This is a genomic window from Actinomadura fibrosa (assembly GCF_900659615.1).
Classification (GTDB): Bacteria; Actinomycetota; Actinomycetes; order Streptosporangiales; family Streptosporangiaceae; genus Spirillospora; species Spirillospora fibrosa.
The window spans coordinates 66787-88835 of record NZ_CAACUY010000005.1 but is presented as its reverse complement, the minus strand read 5'-3'; the positions used below and the strand labels follow the sequence as shown (position 1 = coordinate 88835).

The window sequence follows — 22049 nt, the reverse complement described above, 5'->3', positions numbered from 1 at the left end:
AGGGGCAAACGCTCAGCCGCGCGGACGGCGTCCGCCGCCGGTCACGACGGGCTCCCGGCGGACGCGAGGGGCGCGGGCGCGTCCGGGCGCGGCCCGTACGGCAGGACGGCGTGGACACGGGTCCCGCCCTCGGGACGGGCCGACACCGCGCACGTGCCGCCGAGCTCCTCGGCGCGCTCGCGCATCCCGAGCAGCCCGACCCCGGCGGGCGCGCCGGGCCGGACGCCCGAGCCGTCGTCGGTGACCTCGACCTCCAGCGCGCCGTCCCCGGCGGCGATCCGCACGGCGCAGCCCGAGGCGCCCGCGTGCCGGGACACGTTCGCGAGCGCTTCCCCGACGATCCGGTAGGCGGCCTCCTCGGCCGCCGCCGGCAGCGCCGACAGGTCGCCCGCGCAGCGCAGCCCCACCCGCAGCGACCGGCCGTGGAACCGCGCGGCGAGCTGCTCGACGGCGCCCGCCAGCCCGAACTGGTCGAGCGGAGGCGGCCGCAGGCCGGAGACGAGCCGCCGCACGTCGGCGAGCACCGCCACGAGATCCCCACGCGCCGAGCACAGCGCCGCGTCCGCCGCACCCGCCGCCTCGGCCCGCTCCGCCGTATCCGCCAGGTCCGGCGCGTCCACGGTGCCCGCCGCATCCGCCAGGTCCGGCGCGGAGGCCGTGTCGCTCATGGCGGCGGGCTCGCCGGTCCGGGGCGCGAGACGGCGGGCGGTCTCGATCTTCAGCGCGGCGGCGGCCAGCGCCGGGCCGAGCCCGTCGTGCAGGTCGCGGCGGATCCGGCGGCGCTCCTCGGCGACCTCCATGACGAGCCGCTCGCGACCGCGCCGCAACGCCCCGGCCACCGCCGCCTCCCCGACCGCCGCGGCGGCCTGCCGGACGACGGCGGCGACCAGCCGCTGATCCTCGTCCGACGGCCGCAGGCCCGGCCACGGGACGAGCACCAGCCGCCCGCCGGCCGTGCCCCGGCCTTTGAACGGGACGACCACCACGTCTTCGCGGCGCTCTCCGTGCTCGGCGACGGCGGGTGAGCCGTCGGCACGGTTCACTTCCACCCGCACGTACGGGGACCGGAACGTCGCCGCCACCATCCGCGCCGCCTCCAGCAGCGGCTCGTCCGGGCCCACCGATGCGTCCAGGCTGCGGGCCAGCACCGACACGACATCGTGCGGTTCGTCGCGCCTGCCGAGCATCCGGTTCACCCAACGCTCCAGCCGCAGCCGCAACGGCGTGTACAGGACGGCGACCACGCCCGCACCGGCGACGGCGGCGAGCGGTTCCGCGACGAGCGTCGCGGCCGCGGCGAACACGGCGACGTCCACGACGACGACCACCGTGGCGAGGGACGTGTACAGCAGAATCCGACCCAGCAGTCGTCGTACGTCGTAAGGCCAGCGTGGGGCGATGATGGCAGCGCCAGGCAGTGTCCGGCGCCACCGCGCCCGGCGTCCCAGGTCCGAGAGGCGGCAGCGGGCGGCGCACACCGCCACCGCCAGGCCGGACGAGGCGAGGAACGCCGACCAGAAAAGCGCCGGGGTCGGCGGCCAGAACCCGTCCGGCAGCGGCGGAGTCATCGGGTCCAGCTGGACGTCCCGCAGTTCAGGCGCGATCGGCTCGTCCCCGGCGAGCACCCGCCAGGGCACTGTCAGCAGCCAGGCCGCCCCGAGCGCCTGCCCGGCGACCGCGACGGCGGCAGGCCACCGCCACCGGCTCGACGGCAGCCGGCCGTCGGGAAAGAACAGCAGCGCCATTGGGACGAGCAAGCCGATCACCGGACCGAGCCGGGCACCGGCGTACAGCGCGACGGCCGTGCCGGGCAGTTCCCCGCCGCGCTCGGAGATCGACAGCGACGCGTACGCCGACCCGGCCCCGGCGACCACGGTGATCGTCCCGCTCGCCAGCATCAGCCAAGCCAGGGGACGGCGCGGCAGCCGCGTGGCGAGCACGCCTCCGGCCAGTACGAACAGCAGCCCGGGCAGCAGCGGCTCCCAATGCGGGGAATCAAGGGGGATCGGCGGGCGGCCACCGGCCAGGACGTCCAGCTGCAACGCGGCCGTCGCCGCCGCGCACAGCACGGCCAGAGTGAGGGCGAGCGGCCTCAGGAGCCGCTCGCCCCGAGGCGCCGGAAGGGCGCTGGTCACCTGGTCAGCATGGCGCGGGCGCCGTCCCGCCGACCTGGGAGCTGGGTCCCCGGGCGCCGGGACACCCGAGCGGCATCCCACCCGGGTCGGCGCGCCTCAGCCCCGTCCGATGAACGAGGGCATCGCCGTCGCCATCACCGTCAGCGACTGCACGTTGGCGTCCAGCGGAAGCCCCGCCATGTACAGGACGGCGTCGACGACGTGCCGGACGTCCATGATCGGCTCGGGCCGCACCGACCCGTCGGCCTGGAGCGCGCCCGCCCCGAACCCGCCGGTCATGTCGGTGGCCGCGTTGCCGACGTCGATCTGCCCGCACGCGATCCCGTACCGGCGGCCCTCCAATGACAGGGCCTTGGTCAGCCCGGTCATCCCGTGCTTGCTGGCGGTGTAGGCCACCGAGTGCGGGCGCGGCGTGTGCGCCGACAGCGACCCGTTGTTGATGATCCGGCCACCGCGCGGGTCCTGCTCGCTCATCAGCCGGAACGCCTGCTGCGCGCACAGGAACGCGCCGGTGAGGTTGGTGTCGACGACCGTCCCCCACTCGTCGGGGGAGTAGTCCTCGACGGGTGCGGGCGCCCCGAAGACGCCGGCGTTGTTGACCAGCAGGTCGAGCCGCCCCCACCGGTCCCGGACGGCGCCGAACAGCGCACCGACCGACTCGGGGGAGGTGACGTCGGCGGTGACGGTCTGCGCCCGGTCGCCGATGCCGCCCGCGTCGCGCGCTCCGTCCGCCGTCTCGTCCAGGCGCCCGGCGCGGCGGCCCGCCAGGGTCACGTGCCAGCCGGCGTCCAGCAGCGCGACCGCGACCGCCGCGCCGATGCCCGACCCGGCGCCGGTGACCAGCGCCACCCGTCCCGAAGCGTCCATGCCGTCCTCCCTCGTCCGGTGCCGGGTCCGCCGGCGCGGCCCGGCGCCGTCCGATCATGAACCGGTCCGCGGCGCGCCGCGACGCGACACTCCGCGGACACCGGAGCGGGGTCAGACGGTGCTCAGCCAGTCCACGCGGTGGCCCTCGGTCAGGTCGGGCGTCTCCCATCGGCGGACGAGCCGGTCGACCACCGCCTCCGGGACCGGCGACCGGCGGCTCCGGTTCCGGTCGCGCAGCACCCGCGGCGGCGCCTCCAGCGCGACCAGCTCGACACGGCCCCGGTAGTCGGCGATCAAGCCCGTGCACTGGTCGCGGAGCTGCCGCGACACGTTGGTCGCGTTCCACACGAACGACCGGCCGGCGCGAAGATGCTCCCGCGCCAGCTCGTGCGCGGCCGCCGCCACCGGACGCTGGTCCCCGGCGGGGGACACGCCCATCTCGGCGCGCAGCCGGTCCAGGCTCACGACGGGGACGTCCGGACGGTGCTCGGCGATCCAGTGGTCCTTGCCCGCGCCGGGCAGCCCCGACAGCACGGTCGCGGTGAGCCGGGTGTCGTCGTAGGCGGCGTAGTCGGGGTCGCGCCCGTCCTTGCGGAAGTACCAGAACCGGGCATGGTCGGACGGGAACTCCCGCGGCCCGTCCAGGCACCCCTGCTCCGCGCAGTACTCGCGATACAGCGCGATGTTCTCCAAGACCTCCTCGGTGTCGGAGCAGATCCGCCCGAGGATGTCGGCCGTCGCGAGCAGCACCAGGTCGTCGTTCCGCGCCAGCAGGCTCACCCGGAACGCGATCCGCTGGAGATCGGGACGCTCCAGCGCCCAGAACGGCACCTGGTGGTGGCGGACGAGCGCCGCGACGTGCTCGCGCCACGCGACCGGCGCGTCCAGCTCCCACAGGATCCGGCGCACCATCAGATCACCGCGCCGCGAATGCCCGTGCGCGGTGATACGCCCACCGTCCTCGACCTTGGTGCAGTAGGGCTTGGCGATGTCGTGCATCAGCACGGTCGTGAACAGCCGCACCCGCTCCTCGGGCGGGCGCTCCCGCCACTCGTCCAGCGACGCCAGCGCCTCGACCGCCATCCGCGTGTGGACCTCGACGTCGCCCTCGGCGTGATGCACCGCGTCCTGCGGGACGCCCGCGAGCGCCCGCACCCACGCGAACGCCTCGCGGATCTCCGCCCACGGCACCGTCCAGTCCGGCGGCGCCGGGCACAGGTCATCGAACACCCGCATACAGCACCTCCGGATCGGCCAGGCCGTTGGCGATGATCGGACGCTCCTGCCAGTGCGTCCCCGAGTCCAGGATCGCGGTCAGGAAGCTCGGCCGGACCCACTTGTAGCGGTCGACCGTCCGCCCGTCCTCCTCCACCTTGATGTAGAGGCCCTCCATCTCGTCGGACGTGTCGGACTCGGCTGTGGCCCGGTCCGGGTCGGCGCCGCCCGCGGCCGCGGCGGCGCGCAGCGCGTCCCGCCATCCCGGGGTCCGGCAGGTCGACGCGCCGACGAGCGCCGTCAGCGCCTTCACGTCCGGCAGGGGACCCTCGTGCAGGACGGGCACCGACACCACCGGCGCGCCGTCCAGCAGCTCGCGCCGCCGTTCGGTGGACAGGAACGTCCCGTCCCGCTGGTCGAGGACGTCGAACTCGCAGAAGTAGTGGGGGAGCGCGTCGTAGAAGACGGTGTGCTTGGCGTAGAGCCACTCCCCGTACAGGACGTACCGATCGCCCAAGCGTTCCCACAGCGTGTGCTGCACCGACGCGGCCCACGCCTTGAACGGCCCGAACTGGCGCTCCCGGGGACCGCCCGTCAGGTAGTGCCCGCGGCTCTGCAACCGCAGCTCACCGGAGGCGGAGAAGCTGATGCCGGCGTTCGCGCCGTCCAGCTTCTCCTCGACCACCAGGTACCGCCCGGCGATCTCGGCGAAGGGCACGGACGCGAGATCGTGGTCGCCCGGCTGGAGCCGGGAGCCCTCGATGTGCCGGGTCCGGGGGTACTTGCGGATCATGCCGTCCGTTCTAACGAACGCCCCTGCTTCCGGCCAACCGGTTTTCAGCCAGGGCCGCCCCTTGACGGCAGCGTCCCGAGCCATGTCCCGACGGCGATCCGAAACGTCAGGTGACGGTGATACGGGCCAGTGCGCCGGTCTCCAGGGCCGCCCACAGGGCGCCGTCCGGGCCTTGCGCGATGCCGTGCGGCTCCGACCCGGGCGTGGGCAGCGGATGCTCGTCGATACGGCCTTCGAGCGTGATGCGGCCGATGTGGGCGGTGCCCCACTCGGTGAACCAGAGGGCCTCGTCGGGACCAGCCGTGATCGCGTGCGGCCGGGCCGCCCGGTCCGGCAGCGGGAACTCGGTGACCTTCCCGTCCGTGGTGATCCGGCCGATCTGCCCGGCGCCGATCTCCACGAACCAGAGCGCACCGTCCGGCCCCGTCGTGATGCCCACCGGCGCGGCGCCCTCGGTCGGCAGCGCGTGGACGGCGACGTCCCCGCCCAGGCCGATCCTGCCGATCGCGTTCCCCTGGTTCAGGGTGAACCACAGCGCACCGTCCGGCCCGGCGGCGATCATGGACGGCATCGCGCCGTCGCCGGGCAGAGCGAACCCGCTGACCTGCCCGTCGGTGGTGACGCGGCCGATGCGGTCCGCCTGCATCAGCGTGAACCACAGGGCGCCGTCGGGACCCGCCGCGATGCCGCCCGGCCCGCCGGGCGCCGCGAACTCCGTGACCTCGCCGCCCACACCGATCCGCCCGACGCGGTCGCCCTGGAACTCGGTGAACGACAACGCGCCGTCCGGTCCCACCGTGATGATCATCGGTCCGCCGTGGAGCGGGTCGGCCGGGAGGAGGATGAGGTCGCCGTCCGGCGCCATGCGCCCGATGCGCTTCTCGTGGACCAGCGTGAACCACAGCGCACCGTCAGGCCCGGCCGTGATCCCGTAGGGGCCCGCCTCGGGGCCGGACACCCTGATCTCCCTGATCGCGGCGTAGGAACCTTCCGGCATGGATCATCCCCCTCGTCTCGGCCCGGGTCTTCCTTCAAGCCGTCGGCCGGCGTCATCCGGTAGGGGACTCCTTCCCGTGCCCGGCCGAACCCCACTCTAGGCAGCTTCGCCCCTGACTCCGACGACCCGGCGGCACGCCACCCTGGGCAGGGGAGTGCCTGAGCGGAGCCGGACCAGACAGTTCGCAGGGGAGGGCAGAAGCAGTCGTGCCGACACTGACGATCGAAGGCGTTGATGGTCGGGCTTGAAGTCCCGAGGAGGATTGCTACCTGCCAGTGTGCTCACACTGAAACTTACTTTGTAAAGGCGGAGGGCAAGTTGAATATTTCCTAATCAATAAAAAGCTCAAAAACCATCACCAAGCAGGGGAGTCGCAGGGTGAGTCCTTCGCCTCGCGCCCAGGGAGCATGGGGGGACGCTCTCGCAGAGCAATCGCCTCAGTACTCACTGTAGTGCGCGCAGGGTGATCGAGTCCTCGTTTCCGATGAAGTGCTGGTGCCCAGCAGGGTGACCCTCCGAGCTGGAGGCGCCGACAAGTGCGTCAGACCGGCCGGGGTTCCACCGACGCACCAGGTCCCGGCAGCAGGTCGACGTCGTTCGCGTGCATCGGTTCGCCGCATCGGGAGCAGCGGAGGTCGACGCTGCTGACCTCGCCGCACGCGTGGTGGCGGTAGAGCACGGGCGGGCCGGCCTCACCTGCGCGCCACTTGTCTCCCCAGGCGACCATGACCATGAGCAGATCGACGAGCTCGATCCCCTTCGGCGTCAGGTGGTACTCGTAGCGGGGGCGCCTGTCGTAGGGGCGGCGTTCGAGCACGCCTTGGTCGACCAGATGGTTAAGCCGCTCGGTCAGGACCTTGCGCGAGATCCCGAGGTCGGCCAAGAGCTGGTCGAACCGCGTCACGCCGACCCAGACGTCGCGCAGGATGAGCGGCGACCACGGTTCGCCGATGACGTCGAGGGTGCGTGCGATGGAGCAGGACATCTCCCCGAAGTTCGTCCGTTGCATGGACGGAGTCTAGCGCTCGGAGTTCCTTGAAGAGACTCTGGGTGCTACGCTCTCGGAGTCTCTTCAAGGAACTCCGGAAGGCGATTCCGATGCTCGACTCCGACGTCCGCCGCGTCCTCGACGGCACCTCGCTGGCCCACCTCGCGACCGTCCTGCCGGACGGCTCCCCGCACACCGTCCCGCTGTGGGTCGGGACGCGCGGCGACCGCATCGTCTTCCTCACCGGTCCGGGCTCGCGGAAGGCCCGTAACCTGCGCCGTGATCCGCGGGTGGCGCTGTCGGTGGCACCCGCCGAGGACCCCTCCCGGCCGGTCGTCGTCCGCGGCCGGGTCGTCGAGTGGCTTGAGGGGGACGCTGCCTGGGAGGTCGTGGACGAGATCGCGAGGAAGTACACCGGGCAGCCCTATCCCCGCGAGCAGGAGCGCGTCGTCGCGGTCGTCGAGCCCGAGCGGCAGACCGTCGGCATCGGTTGAGCCGCCGGATGGGCGTCCGCAGCCGACGGCGTTGAGCGTGCCGTAACTGGTCGGCGTTCCGGTGCCTGAGCGAGGGGTGTCGACGCTCAGGTCACGTAGGGGGACAGGACGGCGTCGATGTCGGCGAGCAGCGCGTCGACGAGTTCGCCCTCGCCCGAGATCGCCCACAGGACGAGGCCACCGTTGTAGGCGAGCTGGATCGAGCGGGCGAGCCGTCCGGTGTCGGCGTCGGCGGCCAGGTCGCCCGTGTTTACGGCTTCGCGGAGCAGCGTTTCGATCTCGCTGGCCACGGTCCGGGCGTGGGCGGCCGCGTGCTCGCGGAAGTCGGGGTCGGCGATGTCCATCTGGAGGAAGCCCAGGTGGTTGGCCATCTGCTCGGGTTCCCGGACGTCCGCGGTCATGGCTGTCAGTGCCGTACGCAGAACGGTTAGGGGAGGGGCGCCGTCCTGCCTGGCCTGCTCGAAGGGGTGCCGGGCGCCGTCTCCGGCGCGCTGGGCGAAGGCCAGGAGCAGGCCGCGTTTCGATCCGAAGCGCTGGACGAGGGTGGCCGGTGCCAGGCCGGTCTCCTCGGCGACGGCGCCGAGGGTGAGGCGACCGGGTCCGAGGCGTCCGAGTGCCCGCGCGGTGGCGGCGAGGACGTCCTCGTCGCTGGTCGTGCGGGGGCGCGCCACCGGTCCTCCCGTGCTGGCGGTCGGGCTGTGCACGAACCCTATCGCCGGACGCGGCTACCTGGCGTGACGGCGGCGCGGGGGGGGGTGACGCGAGTGGTTGCGGGCGGTCCGGCCGGCCCGCCAGGGTGCGGGTGTGGGGGCCGCCGGCCGGTACCGCCGCGGGTTCAGCCGACGTGCATCGGCTCGCGCATGTCGTCCATGTGGTGCTCCATCTCCTTGTGCTTGCCCTTGGCGCCCCACTGCTCGTCGAGGCGCATCGCCGCGCCGAGGGCGAAGAAGGTGGGCGCCCACTGGCCCACGAAGATGCCCCAGCGGTCCGCGCGGGCCATGTCGGCGCCCGGCTCGGCCTTCAGCGAGGTCGCCCATGACGCCACGGACAGGGCGATCGAGCCGAATCCCATGGCGTACATGACGTTGGACGAGAGTCCCATCTTGCGCAGGTATGTGACCATGCTGCCTTCTCCTCAAGTGCCTCGCGGTGTGCTTCCCATCGGGCTCATTTCCCGGGCGACCGGCCGATAAGGCAATGTCGCGGCCAAGGATCGGCGTCCGTCAGGGCAGGGTGAGACGGTCGGCGTTGGCGCGGAGATGGCGTTGTTCGGGGATGCCGTTGGTGCGTGCGGTGGAGGCGGGGCGGGATTGTCGGACGTGCCGGTCACACTGGCGCGGGACGGATGGCGGGCCTGCGGCAGGGGAGCGGTGGACGAACAAGCGTGGTGGGGTCTGATCGAGGAGGCGCGTGCCGAGGCGGGCGGGCACGCCGACGACCGGGACTCTCCGGACGATCCGCTGGTGGACATCGTGACCCGGCGGCTGGCCGAGCTGGACGGGGCCGCGATCGTCGCGTTCGAGGTGATGATGGTGCGCGTCGCCGACTCGGCGTACCGGCGGCCGCTCTGGAACGCCGCGTATCTCATCGAGGGCGGCTGCGGTGATGACGGCTTCATGGACTTCCGTGCCGGGTTGATGCTGCTCGGTCGGTCGGTGTTCGCCCGTGCGGTCGCCGACCCCGATTCGCTCGCGGACGTCCCGACCGTGGTGCGGATGGGTCAGGACGACAAGGGGTGGATCGGCTGCGAGGGCCTGCACTACGCGCCGAAGAACGCTTATGCGCGGGTCATGGGGGAGACGGCGACGTTCGATGCGGCCGTGGAGGACGTGCTGCGGGCGATGCGGCGTCCCGAGGGGCCATCGGGCGACGACTGGGACGTCGAGGACGATGAGGAGACCAGGAGGCGCCTGCCTCGGCTGTCCGCGCTGTTCCTCTGACCGCGGTGCGCCGCCGCGGCGGCCGTGCTCCATGACGGTCTTGGGGGGCTGTGACCTGGCTGTGACCGCGGCTTGGGCATCCTGACCGGTGATGAGAGTGCTGGTAGCCGAGGATCACGAAGAGCTGGCGGAGTCCCTCGTCCGGGTCCTGCACCGCGAGGGGATGGCGGTGGACGTCGCCCTCGACGGCCGGGCCGCGCTCGACCGCACCGCCCTGACCGACTACGACGTGGTCGTGCTGGACCGCGACCTGCCCGAGGTGCACGGCGACGACGTCTGCCGCGCGCTGGTGGCCGAGCCGCGCCGCCGGACCCGGGTCCTGATGCTCACCGCGTCGGGCACGATCGCCGACCGGGTCGAGGGACTGAGCCTGGGGGCCGACGACTACCTGCCGAAGCCGTTCGCGTACGCGGAGCTGGTCGCGCGGATCCGGGCGCTCGGGCGGCGCGCGCAGCCGGCGCTGCCGCCGGTCCTGGAGCACGGCGACCTGCTGCTCGACCCGGCGCGGCGGGTCGTCACGCGCTCCGGGCTGCGGCTGGCGCTCAGCCCGAAGGAGATGGCGGTGCTGGAGTACCTGCTCGCCGCGGGCGGGCGCGTCGTGTCGGCCGAGGAGCTGCTGGAACGCGTCTGGGACGAGGCGGCGGACCCCTTCACCACCACGGTCAAGGCGACCGTCAACCGGCTGCGGACCAAGCTGGGACCCCCGCCGGTCATCGAGACCGTCCCGCAGAGCGGCTACCGGATATGAGGGGGCTGCCGCGCGGGGTCCCGCGGACGGTCCGGATGCGCCTGACGCTGCTGTACGGGGGGCTGTTCGCCGTCTCGGGCGCGGCCCTGCTGGCGATCACGTTCGTGCTCGTCCAGCGGAACGCGGTGTTCAAGGTGCTGGTGCCGTGCTACGGCATCAGGGCCGAGGACTGCCCGTATCCGCAGCGCGGCCGGCAGGCCGACTCGCCGGACGCGATCCGCACGCTGCTGGAGCGGCAGCACCATGTGCTCCAGCACGAGTTCCTCGTCCAGTCCGGGTTCGCGATGGGGTTCATGCTGGTCGTCTCGCTGGTGCTCGGCTGGCTCGTCGCGGGGCGGGTGCTGCGGCCGCTGCGCACGATGACGACCACGGTGCAGCGCATCTCGGCGCGCAACGTGCACGAGCGCCTGGCCTTCACCGGTCCCCGCGACGAGCTGAAGGACCTCGCCGACACCGTGGACGGCCTGCTCGGACGCCTGGAGGCGGCGCTCGACGCGCAGAAGCGGTTCGTCGCCAACGCCGCGCACGAGCTCCGCACCCCGCTCACGCTCGAACGCGCGCTGCTGGAGGAGAAGCTGACGGACCGGCGGCCGACCCTGGAGGCGTTCCGCGCGACCTTCGAGCGGATCCTGGCGATCAGCGACCAGCAGGGACGGCTGCTGGAGTCCCTGCTCACGCTGGCGACCAGCGAGCGGGGACTGGACGCCCGCGTCCCGGTGGACCTCGCCGCGCTCACGGAGCAGGTGCTCGCGGCCCGTCCGGAGGCACCCGCCGGTGGCCCCCGCCTCACCTCGCGGATCGCACCCGCCGTGACCGCCGGCGACCCCGCCCTCGTCGAGCGTCTCGTCGACAACCTCGTGGACAACGCGATGCGGTACAACGTGCCCGGCGGGATCGTCGAGGTGGAGACCGGGGCGCGGGACGGGCGGGCGGTGGTCAGTGTGAGCAACACCGGCCCGATGGTCCCGCCCGAGCAGGTGGGGCGGCTGCTCGAACCGTTCCAGCGGCTGGACCGGTCCGCGCGCGGCGACGGGCACCACGGGCTCGGCCTGTCCATCGCGCACGCGATCGCGCTCGCGCACGGCGGCACCCTGGACGCGTCCCCGCGCCCGGGCGGCGGCCTCGTCGTCCAGGCCGCCCTCCCGGCCGCTCCGCATCCCGCCGCCCTCCCGGCCGCACACGGCGTCGGCCAGGCTTGACGGCGGAGCGCACACCACCACGACCCGTCACCACCCTCGCCACCGACCGGGCATCATGACCGCTGCCGCCCGCCGCCCGCCGCTGGCCGTCACTCGCGCCGAGGCAACGGATCAGAGGCCGATCTCGGCCTCGATCTGGCGGCGCCAGGCGGCGCCGTCGCGCCAGTACTGCATGACCATGATGAGGCTCTTCCACCGGCCGCGCTCGGCGATGGTCGTGGGCGGCAGGTTGGCCTCGCCGCCGCTCGTCGCCAGCCCGGCGCGGACGCCGTGCCAGCTCCACTGCCCGGGGTCGGCGAGCGGCGCCGTCCGGCCGCGGGCGACGGCCGTGGCGTTGGCGCGGGCGACCGCGGTCCGCACCAGCGCGTTGAGGGCGTTGTTGGTGATCCGGGGGACACCGTCGGCGGGCAGGCGTCCCGCGTAGCCGGGCGTTCCCGCGAGGCGCCCGTGCCGGTCCAGGCCCCGGATCAGCGGCCCGTCCGTGATGCCGTGGGCGGCGAGCGTGTCCACCCACGCCTGGGTGAGCCGGACGGGGCACGTCTCCACGTGCGCGCCGTGCTGGATGCTCTGATCGCTGCCGCGGCCCTCCTGGTCGGTCTTGGAGCTGCCGATCGTGACGATCATCCGGCCCGGTGCCGGGAACGCGACGTCCGCGATGTCGAGGTCGGCGATCTCGCTGGAGCGGGCCGCCAGCGCCAGCCCGAGCACCAGCGTGACCTGCGTGTGCAGCGCGCGCAGCGGCGTGATGCGGCGCGCGTCCGGCGGCGCGGTGTCCGGCGCGGCGACCGCGTCCAGGGTCGCCTCGACCAGCGTCCGCAGGACGTCGGTGGTGATCGGCAGCGACTTGCGGGTGCGGTGCCCGGCCGCGGCGCGCTCGCGGCGGTAGTCCTTGAGGACCGAGCGGGCCAGCCGCACGTCGGCGACCTGCCCCGCCGCCTTGTGCACCGCCTGCAGAGCGCCGAGGACGTTGGACAGCGTCCCGGGCGCGATCGGCGTGCCGCGCCCGGTCGGCGTCCGGGACAGGTGGTCCAGGTAGGTGGCCAGCGTCTGCGCGGTCGCCGGCATCGGCGTGCGGCCCGTCAGCCAGCACCAGCGCGCGAACCCCCGCCAGTGCTTGGCGTAGGCCGTCCGGCTGCTGACCGCGAGCGCCCGCTCGATCCGCTCGGCCGCCCCCGCCGACAGGGACAGGTCCGCCTCCCGCTGGGCCTCATCCCCTGCCTCGCCCGGCACGGACGGCGCGGGAGGCCGGTGCGCCGGGACGACGACGCCGCTCAGCGCCGCTGCCACTGGCGGAACCTCCCCGGCCTCGGGCGCCATGGAGGCGTCCCCGGACGACGGCACGACACCGTCGACCTCGGCAACGTGCTGCGCATCCATCGCCGTGACCCACACCTTCCCGCCAACTCCGCCGACCGTCGGCGCGTCCGTCACCATCATGATCCAGGTTCACCGCTCGCGAGGCACCCGGCACACGCACTACGCGGCACCGTGGCCGCAGCTGAAAAAGTCTCCCGAAAAGTGGGCCTCGGGTGTCGAGAACGTGGCGGCGGCTCCGTCCCAGGGACACGAGCGGCCACGACGGGCCGCCTGAACGAGGAAGAGGCCGACCATGCAGCCGAACGAGATCGCTGACATCCTGGACCGTCCGCTCAGCCGGGAACTCCTCTCCCGCGACCTGACCCGCCTGGCCTACGTCGCCGAGGACGGAACCCCGCGCGCGATCCCGATCGCGTTCACCTGGAACGGCACCCGGATCGTCATGTGCACGTCGAAGAACGCGCCGAAGCTGTCCGCGCTGCGACGCAACCCGGCGGTGGCCCTGACGATCGATACCGAGGTCCACCCGCCGAAGATCCTGCTGATCCGCGGCCGGGCGGAGCTGGAGGTCGTCGACGGCATCCCGGACGAGTACCTCCAGATGAACGGCACCTATCAGATGACGGACGAGCAGCGGGTCGAGTGGGAGGCCGAGGTCCGCTCCCTCTACGACGGCATGGTCCGGATCGCGGTGACCCCGACCTGGGCGAAGCTGATTGACTTCGACACGACCCTCCCCAGCGCGGTCGAGGAACTCGTCCGGCAGCGTGCCGAACGCCGGCAGGCCTGACCAGACACCCACCCAGGAGGACGACCATGAAGTACCTGCTGCTCAAGCACTACCGGGGCGGTCCCACCCCCGCCGCCGACTGGCCGCCCATGGACCAGTGGACGCCGGAGGAGGTCGACGCGCACGTGCAGTTCATGCGCGACTTCGCCGCCCGTCTGGAGGAGACCGGCGAGTTCGTCGACACCCAGGCGCTGGCCCCCGAGGGCGCGTTCGTCCGGTACGACGGCGACGGGCGCCCGCCGGTGACCGACGGCCCGTTCGCCGAGACCAAGGACCTCATCGCCGGCTGGTACATCATCGACGTCGAGTCCTGGGAGCGCGCGGTCGAGCTGGCCGGGGAGCTGTCGGCCGCTCCCGGGCCCGGCGGCGAGCCGATCCGCGAATGGCTGGAGGTCCGGCCGTTCCTCGGCGGAGCGCCCGCGACCGCCGAATGAACGAGCCGCTGCTGCGGGAGCTGGTGCCCGTGGTGATCGGCGTCCTCGTCCGGCGCGGAGCCGACTTCGCCTCGGCCGAGGACGCCGTGCAGGAGGCCCTGATCCGGGCGCTGGCCACGTGGCCGGACGAGATGCCGCGCGACCCGAAGGGATGGCTCGTCGCGGTCGGGTGGCGCAAGTTCCTCGACTCCGCCCGCGCCGAGGCGTCCCGGCGGGGACGGGAACTGGCCGTGCAGACCGAGCCGCCCGCCGGTCCGGCGCCCGCCGCCGACGACACGCTCCGGCTCTTCTTCCTGTGCGCGCACCCGACCCTGCCGCAGGCCTCGGCCGTCGCGCTGACGCTGCGCGCGGTCGGCGGCCTGACCACCCGGCAGATCGCGGCGGCCTACCTCGTCCCCGAGGCCACGATGGCGCAGCGGATCAGCCGCGCCAAGCGGCGGCTCGCGGGGCTGCCGCTCGACCGGCCGGGCGATCTCGCGACGGTGCTGCGCGTGCTCTACCTCGTCTTCAACGAAGGATACGGCGGCGACGTCGACCTGGCGGCCGAGGCGATCCGCCTCGCCCGCCAGCTCGTCGCGCTGACCGACGAACCCGAGGTCGCGGGGCTGCTCGCGCTGATGCTGCTGCACCATGCGCGCCGCGCGTCCCGCACCGGCGCGGGCGGCCGCCTGGTCCCGCTCGGCGAGCAGGACCGGTCGCGCTGGGACACCGGCATGATCCGCGAGGGCGTGGCGGTCCTCCAGACCGCGCTGGCCCGCGACCGGCTGGGCGAGTACCAGGCGCAGGCCGCGATCGCCGCCCTGCACGCCGACGCCCGCACCGCCGCCGAGACCGACTGGGTCCAGATCGTGGAGTGGTACGACGAGCTGCTGCTCCTCACCGGCAGCCCGGTGGTCCGGCTCAACCGCGCGGTCGCGGTCGGCGAGGCCGACGGACCGCGGGCCGGCCTCGCCGCGCTGGCGGACTTGGACCCCGCCCTGCCCCGCCACACCGCCGTGACGGCCTACCTGCACGAACGCGCCGGCGACCTGGAGCAGGCCGCCGCCCTCTACGCCGAGGCCGCCCGCGCCGCCACGACCATGCCGGAACGCGTCCACCTCACCCGGGAAGCCGCACGCGTCCGGCAACTGCTGCGCCCCTGAACGCGACGCCAACGGCCGATGGAGGCGCTGGCGGCCGAACGCGCCGCCCCGACCGGCCGATACCGGCGCGGCCGGGACGGTCGTGCATCCGCCGACCACGGCCGAGCCGAAGCCCGACCTGGATGAACGGCGTCATGGCCGGCAGCGCCTGCCGCCTCCGCCGGACGACGGAGGCGGCAGGCGGCTAGCGCAGGTGCCGGGCGAGGAACTGGGCCGCGGCGTCCCCCGCGTACTCCGGGACGCCGGTGTGCCCGCCCATGTTCGCGTTGAGCGCCTTCTCCTTGGAGCCGAAGGCGTCGAACAGGTCCAGGGCCGCCTGCCGGTCGTTCCCTTCGTCGTCCCACTGGAGCAGGACGTGCAGCGGGATGGTGACCTGCCGGGCCTCCTCGAAGGTGGCGCGCGGCACGAAGCTCCCGGCGAACAGGACGGCGGCCGAGATGCGCGGTTCGACCACCGCCAGCCGGACCCCGATGGCGATCACTCCGCCCGAGAACCCGACCGGACCGCCGATCTCGGGCAGCGCGAGGAGGGCATCCAGGGTGGTCCGCCATTCCGGGACGGCCTTCTCAACGAGCGGAAGGACGAGCCGGTCGATGATGTCCTCGCTGACCGGCTCCCCGGCCTCCAGGACCCGGCGCAGGTCGGCGCGGGCCTGCTCGGCGTCTGCCGAGCGGGGCCGGTCACCGCTCCCGGGGAGTTCGATGGTCGCCGCGGCGAAGCCGTCCGCCGCGGCGTGCCGGGCGCGGGCCGCCAGCCGGGGGCGCATCCTGGGCAGTCCGCCGGGGTGGCCCATCAGGACGAGCGGCGCGGGTCCGGATGCGGATCCGGGCGTCCACAGGACGCCGGGGATCTCGCCGAGGGTGAAGTCGCGTTCGAGGACGCCGTCGTCGAGGCGCCGCTCGGAGGTGAAATGCATGGTCGTGCCTTTCGGGAGTGCTCAGGAACGGCGCTCCCGGACGACCTACCGTCCGACCGTGACCCCTGAGGGGAGCACCCATGTCGAAACGTTCACGGGTACCACCTCCTCGTTCTCCGGCACGGCCTGCGGCAGAACGTAGCAGTGGCCGCCGCCGTCGGCCAACGGTTTTTAGACGGAGACGGCCGACCGACGGGTTGGGGGCACCCGCGGTCGGCCGTCCTCGTATGGTTCGGGCCGGTCGTTCACTGCTCGGGCTCTGCTGGTGCCGTGCGGGGCATCAGGGCGACGACCGGGAGGCTGAGGGCGGTGACGGCCAGGACGACGATGAGGCTGACCTCCATCGCGTGGGCCAGTCCGGAGGTCGCGGCCTGGAAGAAGACCGACGTGACCGCCGCGGAGCCGATCGCTGACGCGAGCTGCTGGATCGAGCTGAACGAGCCGCTGGCGCTGCCGGCTTCGTCCGGCTTGGCGTCGCCGAGAGCGACGGTGGGGATCGCGGCGAAGCTGAGGCCGATGCCGACGCCGATCACGGAGAACGCCGGGGCCAGCGCCCAGAGGCCGACGTCCGTCCCGGAGTGCTCAACGAGAGCGAGGACCCAGCCGCAGCCGACGAGGTCGACGGCGAGGCCGATGAAGACCAGGGTGCGGCCGAGCTTGGCGACCAGGCCGCCCATGGCGGCGAACCCGGCGACGACGAGCCCCAGGGTGAGCGGCACCAGACCGAGCGAGGTGCCCCGCGGGCTGACGTGCAGCCCCTCCTGAAGGAACAGCGACAGCACGAACAGCAGGCCGCTGCCCGCGGCGACGGCGACCAGGCACACGACCAGCCCGGAGGTGAAACCGCGGTTCCTCATGAGCGAGGGCGTGATCAGCGGGTGCGCCGCGGTGCGCTGGCGGCGGGCGAAGGCGGCGAAGAACAGGACCCCGACGGCGATCGAGACGACCGGGACGGCGCCCCAGCCGTTGGTCGAGCCCTCGATCAGGCCGAACAGCAGCCCGAACATCGTCACCGCGAGCAGGCCCGAGGCCCAGCCGTCGACGACCGTGGACCGGTCGCCGTCACCGTCGCGCGGCAGGATCCTGGCGCCCATGACCAGACCGGCGATGCCGAGGACGACGTTCACGAGGAAGATCGGGCGCCAGGACAGACCGAACAGGTCGGCGCTGATGACGAACCCGGCGAGGACCGGGCCGCCGACACTGGAGAGGCCGAGCACCGGGCCGAACAGCCCGAACGCCTTGCCGAGCATGTCGCGGTCGAACGCCTTCGTCATGATCGCCATGCCCTGCGGGATGAGGAGGGCCCCGAACGCCCCCTGCGCGACCCGGGCGGCGATGAGCAGGCCCGGGTCGGGCGACAACCCGGCGACCGCCGACGCCACGGTGAACCCGCCGACGCCGAGCAGGAACAGCCTGCGCTGGCCGAACTTGTCGCCCAGCCGTCCGGCGACCACGAGCAGGACGCCCATGGCGAGCATGTACGCCGGTCCCAGCCACTTGACCAGGCCCTCGCCGCCGTGGAGATCGCCGGCGATGGTGGGAGCGGCGATGTTCGTGACCGTCGCGTCGATCACGTCGAGGGCGTCGGCGAGCAGGACCAGCCCGAGGATCGCCCACATCCGGCGGCTGGAGCGATGTGGGGCGACCGTGCCCGGCTCCATCAAGGTAGTCATGAGGAACGTCCTTCTTATGCCGTTGGGCGCCCCCTTGGGCGGCCTCTCACCCCTGCTACGAACACCCCCGCCCCAATCCGACACAGCCCTCGAACTTTTCTTCAGAGAACTCGCGAGACGCGAGCACTGGGACATCGGGTCACCATCGAGTCATGGGCAGCGTGCCCGGTTCGAACGTCACGGCACCGATGACCAGGCCGCCGAGCACGAAGAGGATGGCGGGCGCACCGTTGACGAGCGCGTAGCGAAGGGCGGGCGCGCCCCCGTGAACCGCCGTTTCGCGGGCGTGGGCGTGCTGCCGGCCCGGCCGGTGGCGGCGATGCGGCGCGCGGTGTCGTACCGCAGCAGCTCCTCGGCCAGGCCGACGCCGTCAAAGATCTCGATGCTCGTCCGAGGTGGCGAGGCCGCACTGATTCCGCAGACCCGAGTGGGGCTGACAAGCGTGTGTCGGCGTCAACTCAGGGACGGACGATGGCTTGTTCGAGCAGGTCCTGAAGGGCGCGCTGCTGCTGGGTGGTGAGACCGGCCAGCGGCGAGTCCTGGGCGAGGAGTTCGAGGAGCCGTTCCCGGAGAGCGTTGCCCTCCGGGGTGAGGACGAGTTGCTTGGCGCGACGGTCGGTGGGGTGCGCGCGGCGCTCGATGACGCCCTGTTTCTCCAGCTTGTCGACGATGAAGGTGGCATTGGAGGGCTCGCAGCTCATGCGTTCGGCCAGCTCCCGCATGGTCATCGGTCCGGTCATCTCGCGCAGCGCGGTCGCCTGGGCCGAGGTGAGACCCAAGGTGACCGCGCGTTCGCGTACGTGAGCGGCGATCTGCTGAGCCAGTCCGTTCACCAGGCCGCACAGCTCCCGCTCGGCGATGGCCTGCGGTTCTGGGGACTTGGTCATGCGTCCGATCCTAGCAAGTCCATCAAGCCTGCATATTTGAAGCCTTACTAGTTCAAGCAAACATAGTTGAAGCTTGACTAGTTCAAGCTTGATGCTTATGGTGACGTGGCGTCGACGAGGGACGCGACAACGACCCGACCCGAGGAAGGGAGCGCGACCATGGCGGACTCCACGGTCGACCAGGATGAACGGCTGCGGCGGCCAGCGGGAATCCGCTCGGTATGGCTCGGCGACACGAGGGTTTCCTTCGTGCCGGACGGCGCTATCCAGGGGAGGCCGCGCAGCTGGCTGCCGGACACCACCGATGAGGTTTGGGCCGCCCACCCGCAGTACCTGGACGCCTCCGGCCATCTTGTGGCGAGTACCGGTGGCCTCCTGGTGGAGAACGGCGACCGCGCACTGTTGATCGACGCGGGGTGGGGGCCGGTGTCGCTGCCTGCCGAGCCGGGAAGCCCGAACGGCGCCGTTCACGGTGGCGCACTGCTGGACAGCCTGGCCGAGCTCGGCCGCAGGCCAGAGGAGATCGAAGCAGTGGCCTTCACCCACCTGCACATCGATCACCTCGGCTGGGCCTGGCATCCCGCCCCGGGCCGCGACCAGCCCGCGTTCACCCAGGCCGAGTATCTGGTGGCCGAACCCGAATGGGCCCAACGCGACCTGCTCGCGCAGGGCATCAGCGAGGACGAGGCCACCGCGCTGGCACCGCGCGTGCATACGGTGACGGACGGGCAGGAGGTCTTCCCAGGCGTGCGGGTCCAGATCACCGGTGGACACACGGCCGGGCACGCGCAGTACGTCATCACCGGGGGCGGTACCCGGCTGATCGCCTTCGGCGATGCCCTGCATTCACCGATCCAGGTGGACCACCCCGACTGGTCCTGCCTCTACGACCATGATCCCGCTCAGTCCGCCGAGCATCGTCATCGTCTCGTCGCCGAGCTGGAGGAGCCTGACACGATCGGCTTCGGCATCCACTTCGCCGATGTGGTCTTCGGCCAGGTCCGCCGGGACGGCGCCGGCCCCGCTTGGCGCGCCCTGGACGTCTGACCCGCCCCCGAGACTGACCATGACGACGACCACCCGCAGCCTGCCCAGCTGCTCGTCCGCACGGCATTGGCCGGGAGTCATCGTGGCCGCGCTGACCGCGACCGCGGCGGTGATGCCCGGTTTCACCGTCGGAGCACTGGCCTCGACGATCGAGACGGACCTGCACACCGCCCGCAGCACCGTCGGGCTGGCGATGAGCCTCTTCTACGCCGCCACCGCCTTCGGTTCTCCCGTTGCCAAGCGGGCGGCGGCGCGGTTGCCGGTGCCCACGGTCCTCGCCGCCGCGGCGCTGGTCGCTTCGACGGTCATGCTGGTGGCGGCGCGGGCGACCGGGCCGGGGATGCTGACGGCAACACTGCTGGTGGGCGGGCTGAGCAACGCACTCGTCCAGCCGGTGGCCGGCCGGCTGATCGCGGTGCGCGTCCCGGAGCATCGGCGTTCGCTGGCCGCGGGCGTGATCGGCGCGGCGCTGGGGGCGGGCGCCCTGGTCCCCGGCCTGCTGGTCGCCCTGGTCCTCCCGGCGTACGGCTGGCGGAGCGCCCTGCTCGTCGCGGGTATCGCCGCGCTCGTCCCGGCCGCGCTCGCCCCGCTGGCCCGGGCGCCCGGCAGCCCGCCGCCCCCAAGGAAGGAAGCCGGCGCAGTCGGCGACGAGCAACGGACGGTCGGACGGGTCCTCGCGCTCTGGGCGCTGGCCGCGGCGCTCTCCGCGACCGGCAACAACGCGGTGGCCACGTACTTCGTCGAACTGGGCACCCACTCCGGGCTGGGCACCACGGTCACGGGCCACCTGCTGTCGCTCAGCGCCGTGTTCGCCATCGCCGTACGGATCATCGCCGGGGCGCTCACCGACCGGGCTCCCCACCGCAATCCCGCGGTCATCGTCGCGATGATGCTCACCGGTGGGCTCGGACTGGCACTGGTCGCGATCGGGCCGCCGACGACGTTCGTCCTCGGTGCAATTCTGGCCTTCTCCGCGGGCTGGGGCTGGACCGGGCTCCTGCTCGCCACCACCCTGCGCCTGGTACCCGGCCGTACCGAGGACGCCGGGCACACCGTGCAGATCGGCGTCTACACGGGTGCCACCATCGCGCCGTTCACCTTCGGTGCCCTCTCCAGCGCCTACGGATTCCCGGCCACCGTTCTCGCCGCCGCAGTGGCCGCCGTCGCTGCGGCAACAGCGATGACCACCGGGACGCTGCTGCTACGGCGAGCAGGATGACCAGGCAGGCCGGCCTGCTCGACCGTACGGCGACGAGGACCGACGCGCTCCAGCCCACACAAGACCGCCGTCCTCGTCATCAGCGCGGAACCTGCCGGGCGCAAGGTCTTCGGTCTCGCCACCGTGGGCGCCCGTTCCGCTTGACCTCCTATGCGTCAGTCCGGCAGCCAGTGCAGCTCGTCGGCCAGGGTTTTGGCGACGGCGCGGATGCGGCGGTGCAGTGGCGACTGCTCGCGAGGGAGGACCAGGTGGATCGTCAGGCTGGGCGCGCCCCGCAGCGGTCGCCAGGTGAGACCGGCCGGCTGTGCCGTGACCGCGGCTTCTCCGGACGGGGCGAGGGTGACCCCGTCGCGCAGGTCGCGCTGAGCCATGTCGAAGGAGACCGCGGACGTGTGGAATCGGGGCTGTGGTCGGGTGTCCCGGAACAGCGCGGACAGCTGATCGTGGATCACGGGGTTGGTCGCACGGTCCGGGAGTCGCAGCGGATACGCGGCCGCGTCAGCGATCTCGATCTCCGGGTGTTCGGCCAGGGGATGGTTCTGCGCCAGCTGGACCCCGGTGCGCTCACGCCGCAGCAAATACCGGCGCACGCCACGGCCCGGCTGTTCACCACGGGTGATCCCGGCATCGATGCGGCCGTCGGCGACCGCGGGGGAGATCTCCGGTGTCGCCATCGGGACCGCGGTGACCTCAAGTCCGCTGGTGCCGCGCATCAGCTCGTCCACCAGGGCCGGTGCCGTCTCGGCCCCGGTGCTGAGGCTGTATCCGATGCGCAGTGTGCCCAGTTCTCCGGCCGCCGCGCTCCGAGCGGTGTCCCATGCCCGGTCCAGCGCCGCCAGTGCGGGCGGCGCGGACTCCGCCAAAGCCGCACCGGCCGTGGTCAGTACGACGCTACGCGTGTTCCAGACCAGCAGGGCTGTACCGAGTTCCGCCTCCAATCGGCGCATCCGGGCGCTGAGCGCGGGCTGTGCGATACCGATTCGTGCGGCCGCGCGGGTGAAGTTCAACTCCTGCGCCAGCACGAGGAAATACCGCAGGCTCACCGTATCCGGCGCCACGTGCCCTCCTGCCGATTGATAACGATCTGTTCTGAGTCTATGCCGTACCAGTCTTTCCCTCGGCCGCCCATCAAGCCCTAACCTGCGCATATGACGATTCCACTGACCGCAGTACCCGTCGTCGGAATCGATCGATATGAGTGCCAATTCGAGGTCGGACGTGTCCGGCCGAACACAGGAGGTCTCC

22 protein-coding genes are annotated in these 22049 nt (G+C 72.6%); 9 read left to right on the top strand and 13 right to left on the bottom strand.

Annotated elements, in window-relative coordinates; genetic code table 11:
- Nucleotides 1-41: 41 nt before the first annotated feature.
- The 6 genes from E1300_RS03745 to E1300_RS03720 form a co-directional block, all read right to left on the bottom strand.
- The gene (locus E1300_RS03745; RefSeq protein WP_131755440.1) at nucleotides 42-2135 is read right to left on the bottom strand and encodes a sensor histidine kinase; all 2094 of its coding nucleotides are present in this window, start codon (nucleotides 2133-2135) and stop codon (nucleotides 42-44) included.
- 96 nt (nucleotides 2136-2231) lie between these two features.
- Nucleotides 2232-3002 (bottom strand): SDR family oxidoreductase, encoded by a 771-nt coding sequence (locus E1300_RS03740; protein ID WP_131755439.1) that lies wholly within the window; start codon nucleotides 3000-3002, stop codon nucleotides 2232-2234.
- Nucleotides 3003-3113: 111 nt separating this feature from the next.
- Nucleotides 3114-4238, bottom strand: coding sequence for an AAA family ATPase (locus E1300_RS03735; RefSeq protein WP_131755438.1), 1125 nt, complete (start codon nucleotides 4236-4238; stop codon nucleotides 3114-3116).
- Entirely contained in the window at nucleotides 4222-5010 is a 789-nt protein-coding gene (locus E1300_RS03730) for an RNA ligase family protein (protein ID WP_131755437.1), read from the bottom strand. The genes E1300_RS03735 and E1300_RS03730 overlap by 17 nt, the downstream gene beginning before the upstream one ends.
- A 106-nt stretch (nucleotides 5011-5116) precedes the next feature.
- Nucleotides 5117-6007, bottom strand: coding sequence for a Vgb family protein (locus E1300_RS03725; RefSeq protein ID WP_131755436.1), 891 nt, complete (start codon nucleotides 6005-6007; stop codon nucleotides 5117-5119).
- A 541-nt stretch (nucleotides 6008-6548) separates the two neighbouring features.
- Entirely contained in the window at nucleotides 6549-7016 is a 468-nt protein-coding gene (locus E1300_RS03720; protein WP_131755435.1) for a winged helix-turn-helix transcriptional regulator, read from the bottom strand.
- Nucleotides 7017-7105: 89 nt separating this feature from the next.
- On the opposite strand from E1300_RS03720, the gene E1300_RS03715 reads away from it, so the two are divergent.
- On the top strand, nucleotides 7106-7489 hold the full coding sequence (locus E1300_RS03715) for a TIGR03618 family F420-dependent PPOX class oxidoreductase (protein ID WP_131755434.1): 384 nt from the start codon (nucleotides 7106-7108) through the stop codon (nucleotides 7487-7489).
- Nucleotides 7490-7575: 86 nt separating this feature from the next.
- Here the strand turns inward: E1300_RS03715 and E1300_RS03710 are convergent, their stop codons facing one another.
- Both E1300_RS03710 and E1300_RS03705 read right to left on the bottom strand, forming a co-directional pair.
- Complete coding sequence (locus tag E1300_RS03710) at nucleotides 7576-8160, bottom strand: TetR/AcrR family transcriptional regulator (protein ID WP_131755433.1); 585 nt, start codon at nucleotides 8158-8160, stop codon at nucleotides 7576-7578.
- Nucleotides 8161-8324: 164 nt separating this feature from the next.
- On the bottom strand, nucleotides 8325-8612 hold the full coding sequence (locus E1300_RS03705; RefSeq protein WP_131755432.1) for a hypothetical protein: 288 nt from the start codon (nucleotides 8610-8612) through the stop codon (nucleotides 8325-8327).
- 247 nt (nucleotides 8613-8859) lie between these two features.
- On the opposite strand from E1300_RS03705, the gene E1300_RS03700 reads away from it, so the two are divergent.
- From E1300_RS03700 to E1300_RS03690, 3 genes are all read left to right on the top strand, one after another.
- Nucleotides 8860-9429: a DUF4240 domain-containing protein gene (locus tag E1300_RS03700; protein WP_131755431.1), complete on the top strand. Its 570-nt coding sequence runs from the start codon at nucleotides 8860-8862 to the stop codon at nucleotides 9427-9429.
- A 91-nt stretch (nucleotides 9430-9520) separates the two neighbouring features.
- Nucleotides 9521-10177 (top strand): response regulator transcription factor, encoded by a 657-nt coding sequence (locus tag E1300_RS03695; RefSeq protein WP_131755430.1) that lies wholly within the window; start codon nucleotides 9521-9523, stop codon nucleotides 10175-10177.
- 35 nt (nucleotides 10178-10212) lie between these two features.
- Nucleotides 10213-11376, top strand: coding sequence for a sensor histidine kinase (locus E1300_RS03690; RefSeq protein WP_207399459.1), 1164 nt, complete (start codon nucleotides 10213-10215; stop codon nucleotides 11374-11376).
- A 111-nt stretch (nucleotides 11377-11487) separates the two neighbouring features.
- Here E1300_RS03690 and E1300_RS03685 read toward each other — a convergent pair whose 3' ends face one another.
- Complete coding sequence (locus E1300_RS03685; protein WP_131755428.1) at nucleotides 11488-12753, bottom strand: site-specific integrase; 1266 nt, start codon at nucleotides 12751-12753, stop codon at nucleotides 11488-11490.
- Nucleotides 12754-12985: 232 nt separating this feature from the next.
- Here E1300_RS03685 and E1300_RS03680 point away from each other — a divergent pair, with 232 nt between their 5' ends.
- From E1300_RS03680 to E1300_RS03670, 3 genes are read left to right on the top strand one after another with little or no spacing between them, the layout of a single operon-like run.
- Nucleotides 12986-13483, top strand: a complete 498-nt coding sequence (locus E1300_RS03680) for a pyridoxamine 5'-phosphate oxidase family protein (protein WP_131755427.1) — start codon at nucleotides 12986-12988, stop codon at nucleotides 13481-13483.
- Nucleotides 13484-13509: 26 nt separating this feature from the next.
- Nucleotides 13510-13917 carry a YciI family protein gene (locus E1300_RS03675; RefSeq protein ID WP_131755426.1) on the top strand — a complete coding sequence of 136 codons (408 nt, stop codon included), beginning with the start codon at nucleotides 13510-13512 and terminating at the stop codon, nucleotides 13915-13917.
- A complete protein-coding gene (locus E1300_RS03670; protein WP_131755425.1) occupies nucleotides 13914-15059 on the top strand; it encodes an RNA polymerase sigma factor in 1146 nt (381 codons plus the stop codon). The genes E1300_RS03675 and E1300_RS03670 overlap by 4 nt, the downstream gene beginning before the upstream one ends.
- A gap of 184 nt (nucleotides 15060-15243) precedes the next feature.
- Here the strand turns inward: E1300_RS03670 and E1300_RS03665 are convergent, their stop codons facing one another.
- From E1300_RS03665 to E1300_RS03655, 3 genes are all read right to left on the bottom strand, one after another.
- Entirely contained in the window at nucleotides 15244-15975 is a 732-nt protein-coding gene (locus tag E1300_RS03665; protein WP_131755424.1) for a dienelactone hydrolase family protein, read from the bottom strand.
- Nucleotides 15976-16220: 245 nt separating this feature from the next.
- Nucleotides 16221-17651, bottom strand: a complete 1431-nt coding sequence (locus E1300_RS03660; protein ID WP_165502663.1) for an MFS transporter — start codon at nucleotides 17649-17651, stop codon at nucleotides 16221-16223.
- Nucleotides 17652-18109: 458 nt separating this feature from the next.
- The gene (locus E1300_RS03655; RefSeq protein ID WP_131755423.1) at nucleotides 18110-18538 is read right to left on the bottom strand and encodes a MarR family winged helix-turn-helix transcriptional regulator; all 429 of its coding nucleotides are present in this window, start codon (nucleotides 18536-18538) and stop codon (nucleotides 18110-18112) included.
- 159 nt (nucleotides 18539-18697) lie between these two features.
- Between E1300_RS03655 and E1300_RS03650 the strand changes: the two genes are divergently transcribed.
- Together E1300_RS03650 and E1300_RS03645 are read left to right on the top strand one after the other, a co-directional pair.
- Nucleotides 18698-19585: an MBL fold metallo-hydrolase gene (locus tag E1300_RS03650; protein ID WP_131755422.1), complete on the top strand. Its 888-nt coding sequence runs from the start codon at nucleotides 18698-18700 to the stop codon at nucleotides 19583-19585.
- A gap of 19 nt (nucleotides 19586-19604) precedes the next feature.
- Nucleotides 19605-20804 (top strand): MFS transporter, encoded by a 1200-nt coding sequence (locus E1300_RS03645; protein WP_165502662.1) that lies wholly within the window; start codon nucleotides 19605-19607, stop codon nucleotides 20802-20804.
- 155 nt (nucleotides 20805-20959) lie between these two features.
- Here E1300_RS03645 and E1300_RS03640 read toward each other — a convergent pair whose 3' ends face one another.
- Entirely contained in the window at nucleotides 20960-21862 is a 903-nt protein-coding gene (locus E1300_RS03640) for a LysR family transcriptional regulator (protein WP_131755420.1), read from the bottom strand.
- Nucleotides 21863-22049 lie beyond the last annotated feature (187 nt).